The following is a 5,739-nucleotide window of genomic DNA, read 5'->3' on the forward strand; positions in this document are numbered from 1 at the left end:
CCAAGGCCGCGAGCCGGGCCAAGTCCAAGCAGAAGCCGAAGCCCCCGCCGAACGTGAAGCTCGACGGACGGCTCGACGCACCGACCAAGGCTCAGACCAAGGCTCAGGGCAAGGCGCAGCCCACGGTTCAGGGCACGACGCAGCCCAGGACCCAGGCCGCCAGGACCCCTGCCGCCGCCAAGGTCGCCCCCACCCGCGCCCAGGCCCAGGCCTCCGCCTCCCGCCCCGCGCCCACCGCGGACCCCGCTCTCGTCGAGCGCCCCGGACCGGTGCTGCCGGGATGGGTCGGGGTCGTCGGCGGGGCCCTCGCGCTCTCCGCGTGCGCGGCGGTCGTGTGGTGGGCCGGGGCGGTGCCCGGGGAGGCGGCCCGGATGCTGCGGCTGCCGGAACGTCCGTACAACGGGATCCATCTCGGTCAGTGGGCGCTCCTCGCGCTCGGCGTCGTCCTCGCCCTGTTCGCGCTCGGCGGGCTCGGCCGGGGCCGGGTCGGCTACGCCTGGGTGCTGACCCTGTTCGGCGACTACCGCGGCACGGTCCGCCGTACGGGTCTGGTCTGGGTCAGCCCGCTCCTGCTGCGGCGCCGCGTCGACGTACGGCTCCGGCACTGGCGCAGTGAGCCGCTGTCGGCGGTGGACGCCAAGGGCACCGCGCTCGATGTCACCGTGCTCGTGGTGTGGCGGGTGCGGGACACCGTCCGGGCGGCGCTCGGCGTCGACGGGCACGAGGACTATCTGCGGGAGCAGGTGGAGGCGGCCATGGCGCGGGTGCTGTCGCAGCTTCCCGCGGACGCCTTCCACGAGGACGCCCCGACGCTCCGGGACGCGGAGGCCGTCGGTGAGGCGCTGACGCGGGTGCTGTCGGCGGAGTGCGCCCCGGTGGGTGTGGACGTGTTCTCGGCACAGCCGACGCGGATCGAGTACGCGCCGGACGTGGCGGCGGCGATGCGCCGGCGCCGGATCGCGGCGATCGACGCGAAGCACCGGGACAGCGTGCTCACCTCGGTGGTGGACGCGGTGGACGACGTGGTCCACCGGCTGACCAGTCGTGGTCTGGTGGAGCTCGACGACTACGAGCGCAAGGCGCTGGTCAAGGACCTGACGGTGGCGTTCTACACGGGTCGGACGGGTCCTGTAGAGGGGGCGTGAAGGGATGGACATGTTCAACTTCCGTCCATACCTTGGTACTTGGTCCAGACCAAAATCGGTACGACGTACCACCGCACGCGTGCGCGCACGGCCCAACGGAACTCCCCCACGTTCTCCTGGAGCGAAGCATGCGCAAAAAGTCAGTCGGGGCGGCGGCGGTGGCGCTCGGCGTCGCCGGCGTCACCCTCTTCGCCACCGGTAGTGCCGGCAGTCACGGCTACACCGACTCGCCGATCAGCCGTCAGAAGCTCTGCGCCAACGGCACCGTGACCAACTGCGGCTCCATACAGTGGGAGCCCCAGTCGGTCGAGGGCCTCAAGGGCTTCCCCGCCGCCGGTCCCGCCGACGGCAAGATCTGTTCCGCCGGGCTCACGCAGTTCGCCCAGCTGGACGACCCGCGGGGCGGTGCGTGGCCCACGACGCAGCTCTCGGCGGGCCAGAGCTACAGCTTCCGCTGGCAGTTCACGGCCCGGCACCGCACCACCGACTTCAAGTACTACATCACCAAGAACGGCTGGACCGGGACCCAGAAGCTGACCCGGGCCATGCTGGATCCCCAGCCGTTCCTGACCGTCCCCTACAACAACCAGCAGCCGCCGGCGACCCTCTCGCACTCCGGGACCATCCCGGCGGGCAAGACGGGCCGCCACCTGATCCTGGCGGTGTGGACGATCGCGGACACGGCGAACGCGTTCTACGCGTGCTCGGACGTCAAGTTCTGACACCCGGGCGGCTCGGTGACCGTCGCTGAGGACGGTCGCCGAGTGGCCGTCCCTGACGGTTCATTTCTGATGACCCGTCAGTTACAGTCCGGCCCATGAGGGGTGCGGACACCGTCGCGGAACTCGTACGACGCCAATGGGGCGACCACCGGATCGGGCTGAGGGACGAGCACCACACCCTCACCCATCACCAGGTCGCCGCCGGCGCCGCCGCGCGGGCCGCACTGCTCGTGGACCTGATGCCACCCCGGCCGGGGGGCGAGCCGCACCTCGGCATCCTGCTCGACAACACGCCGGAGTACCCGCTCTGGCTCGGCGCGGCGGCCCTCGCGGGGGCCGCCGTCGCCGGGATCAACCCCACCCGGCGCGGTGCCGAACTCGCCCGGGACATCCGGCACACCGCGTGCCGGGTCCTGGTCACCCAGCGCGCCCATCTGCCGCTCCTCGACGGACTCCCGCTGCCCGGCGTGCGGATCCTGGTCACGGACACCGACGCGTACAGGGAACTCCTCGGGCCGTACGGGTCCGCCCGGCCGGGCGACGCGCGCCTCGGCCCCGTACGCCCCGACAGCCGCTTCCTGCTCTCCTTCACGTCCGGTTCGACGGGCGCGCCGAAGGCGGCGCTCTGCAGCCAGGGCCGACTGGCGGCGGCCGGTGCCTCGCTCGCGGCCCACTTCTCCGTGGGGCGGGACGACGTCCACTACATCTGCATGCCGATGTTCCACGGGAACGCGGTGATCGCGGACTGGGCGCCGGCGCTGGCCGCCGGGGCGGGGGTGGCGCTGAGGGCCCGCTTCTCCGCCTCCCGCTTCCTCTCGGACGTACGGGGCTTCGAAGCCACCTACTTCACCTATGTCGGCCGGGCGGTGCAGTACCTCCTGGCGACCCCGCCCACCCCCGAGGACCACGTGCACCGGCTGCGCCTCGGCTTCGGCACGGAGGCGGGGGCGGTGGACGCGGCGCGCTTCCGGGAGCGCTTCGGCGTGCCGCTCGTGGAGGGGTACGGCTCCTCGGAGGGAGGCGCGTCGATCCAGCGGACGCCGGACACGCCGGCGGGCGCGGTGGGCCGGGCGGCACCGGCCGACGACCTGGCGGTGGTGGACGCGGAGACGGGCCGGGAGTGCGAGCCGGCCCGTTTCTCCCCCACGGGCCGGCTCCTCAACGCCGCCGAGGCGGTCGGAGAACTCGTGAACCGGGGCCGCAGCGCCTTCGAGGGGTACTGGCGCAACCCGGAGGCGGACGCCGCGCGGCTGCGCCGGGGGCACCCCCAGGCCGAAGGCTCTGGGCGAGGCTGGTACTGGACGGGCGACCTCTTCTACCGGGACGCGGACGGCTACCTCTACTTCGCGGGCCGTACGGACGACCGGCTGCGGGTCGACAGCGAGAACCTGGCGGCGGCGATGATCGAGAACATCCTGGCCCGCTGGGACCGGGCCGCCGGGGTCGCGGTCTACGCGATACCGGACCCGGTGGCGGGGGACCAGGTGATGGCGGCGCTCGCGTTGCGGGAGGGGGCGGTCTTCGACCCGGCGGAGTTCGCGACGTTCCTCGCGGCGCAGCGGGACCTGGGGACGAAGATGCCGCCGCGCTTCGTCCGGGTGATGCCCGAACTCCCCCTCACCGCGACGAACAAGATCCACCGGGTCGCCCTCCGCCGCGCGTCCTTCCTCTGCGAGGACCCGATCTGGTGGCGCCCGGCGCCGGGCGCCCCGTACGAGCCCCTGACTCCCGCGGCCACGGCCACCCTCAGGGCGGAGTACGCGCGCCACGACCGCACCCCCACCCCGGACCACCGCGTCTGAACCGCCGGGCGCACCGGTGGTGTTCGGCCTCGTCCGTGCCCGGGATCGCGAACCCTGACGGCCGGTCCCCACGCCCTCCCGCTTACGCTGCTGCCATCGGCCGGCACAGCCGCCGATCAAGGGATTCGGGGGGACAGGTGCAGAGGGACGACACGACCGAGGTGTTCCAGCCACTACAGGCGGACGATCCGCCCGTGGTGGCGGGCTACCGCATCGCGGCCCGGCTCGGCGCGGGCGGCATGGGCCGGGTCTACCTGTCGCACACACCGGGAGGCCGGCCGGTGGCCATCAAGGTCGTGCGGCCGGAACTGACCGACTCCCCGGCGTTCCGGCACCGCTTCCGCCGGGAGATCAAGGCCGCCCAACGGGTCCGGGGCGCGTACACCGCAGAGCTGATCGACGCCGACGCGGACGGCGTACCGCCCTGGCTGGCGACCCTGTACGTACCCGGGCCGTCCCTGGCCGAGGCCGTCGCCCGGCGCGGGCCGCTGCCCGTGCCTGCGGTGCTGTGGCTGATGGCGGGCGTCGCCGAGGCGCTGCAGGCCATCCACGGTGCGGGAATCGTGCACCGGGACCTGAAGCCGTCGAACGTGCTCCTGGCCGCCGACGGTCCACGAGTGATCGACTTCGGCATCTCGCTCGCCTCCGGCATCACCTCGCACACGGCGACCGGCACCGCGATGGGCACGCCCTCGTTCATGGCCCCCGAGCAGGCGTCCGCGGGCGAACTCACGGCGGCGACGGACGTTTTCGCGCTCGGTCAGACGGCGGCCTTCGCGGCGCTGGGAGAACCGCTGTACGGCGACGGCCCCTCGGTCAGCGTGCTGTACCGCATCGTGCACTCCGAACCCGACCTGTCCCGTCTTCCCTCGCAGCTCCGTCCGCTGATCGCGCGATGCCTGGCCGCCGCTCCGGAGGAGCGGCCCACCCCGGCGGAGGTCGTCGAGTGGTGCCGGCGACACCTCGGCCGGGACGCGGACGCGGGCGCGGGCCCGGCCGTCTGGCGGGAGGTCACGGGGCCCGAGCCCACGGTGCCGGATCCGGTGCCGGACCCCACCCCGGTGCACACGCTGCCGCTGCTCCCGCAGCCGTGGCCGCGACCACAACCCACGGCGCCGGACGAGCGGCCGTCCCGGAGACGGCGCACCGCCCTCGTCACGGCCGCCGCCGTCACGGCGGGCGCCCTCCTCCTGACGGGCCTGACATGGACGGTCATGGACGCCGTGGACCGGATCCGCGACCGCGCGGCGTCCGCGAGCACGACGCCCCCCGGTCCGTCCGCGTCGTCCTCCGCCTCCGCCTCCGCGTCGAAGGACGGCGGCCGGACATGGGGGAGGGCGTCGCGCCCCTCCACGACGGCGCCCGAACCGCCTCAAGCCGTCGCGTACCCCTTCCAGATGCTGACCGAGAAGAACTCCATGAGCATCAAGGAGCCGATCGAGCGCGAGGACCGCAAGGGGGACATCCGCCTCGTCTGCAAGGAGACCTGCGGCCTGGAGAGCCGCACCAGCCTGATGCAGCTGCACCTCGGCAAGCCGGGAGCCACCCTCGACGCGTGCCGCGCCGCCCTCGCCGGCGATGCGAGCCGCGATCTTTCACTGGCCTGGGCGGCGGCCGGCAGCGAGATCTGCCTCAAGCACCCTTCCGGTGACATCGCCCTGTTCGTCATCCAGGTGAAGTCGACCGCCATGCCGCAGAGCGGGATCAACTTCCTGACCGGGGACCTGACGGTCTGGCGGGCGCCCTGAGGGAGGAAGCCCCCGGGGGGAGCACGCAGCTCCCGTTCCATGGCCCGCCCCCGGTCCCGCCGCCTACCGTGGGGCCGCATGGACCCCCGTAACCCCTGGCAGGCGCTCACCCGGCCCCGGTTCCCCCTCGGGCCATGGCCCTGGCGAGCCGTCGCGTACCTGGCGACCGGCGCGCTCCTCGGCGGCACCGTCTGCGCCGTGTTCGTGCTGCTCGGGCTGTTGTCGGTCCTGCTCGTCGGGCTGCCCCCACTCCTCCTCTCCGGCCTCGCCCTCGGCGGCGTCGAGCGCCGCCGCCTCCGCCTCGTCGACCTCGACCCGGCCC

General features: G+C 73.5%; 4 protein-coding genes and 1 pseudogene. All 5 read left to right on the forward strand.

Features of this window, described 5'->3' with window-relative positions; all coding sequences use genetic code 11:
• Nucleotides 1-1,145 (forward strand): SPFH domain-containing protein (locus AOK00_RS25340; protein ID WP_254047494.1); only part of this gene is annotated, 1,145 nt, incomplete at its 5' end.
• 128 nt (nucleotides 1,146-1,273) lie between these two features.
• On the forward strand, nucleotides 1,274-1,867 hold the full coding sequence (locus tag AOK00_RS25345; protein WP_055602575.1) for a lytic polysaccharide monooxygenase auxiliary activity family 9 protein: 594 nt from the start codon (nucleotides 1,274-1,276) through the stop codon (nucleotides 1,865-1,867).
• A gap of 95 nt (nucleotides 1,868-1,962) precedes the next feature.
• Nucleotides 1,963-3,669 (forward strand): AMP-binding protein, encoded by a 1,707-nt coding sequence (locus tag AOK00_RS25350; RefSeq protein WP_055602576.1) that lies wholly within the window; start codon nucleotides 1,963-1,965, stop codon nucleotides 3,667-3,669.
• Between the two features lie 137 nt (nucleotides 3,670-3,806).
• Nucleotides 3,807-5,417: a serine/threonine-protein kinase gene (locus AOK00_RS25355; RefSeq protein ID WP_055602577.1), complete on the forward strand. Its 1,611-nt coding sequence runs from the start codon at nucleotides 3,807-3,809 to the stop codon at nucleotides 5,415-5,417.
• Between the two features lie 78 nt (nucleotides 5,418-5,495).
• Nucleotides 5,496-5,739, forward strand: a pseudogene (locus AOK00_RS25360) (sensor histidine kinase); the annotation flags it as partial.

It is taken from the genome of Streptomyces aureus, from assembly GCF_001418135.1.
GTDB classification, from domain to species: domain Bacteria; phylum Actinomycetota; class Actinomycetes; order Streptomycetales; family Streptomycetaceae; genus Streptomyces; species Streptomyces aureus_A.

Excerpts from the sequence above, each read along its gene's own strand:
- AOK00_RS25345 (WP_055602575.1), top strand. The coding sequence starts at position 1,274 with ATGCGCAAAAAGTCAGTCGGGGCGGCGGCGGTGGCGCTCGGCGTCGCC.
- AOK00_RS25350 (WP_055602576.1), top strand. The coding sequence starts at position 1,963 with ATGAGGGGTGCGGACACCGTCGCGGAACTCGTACGACGCCAATGGGGC.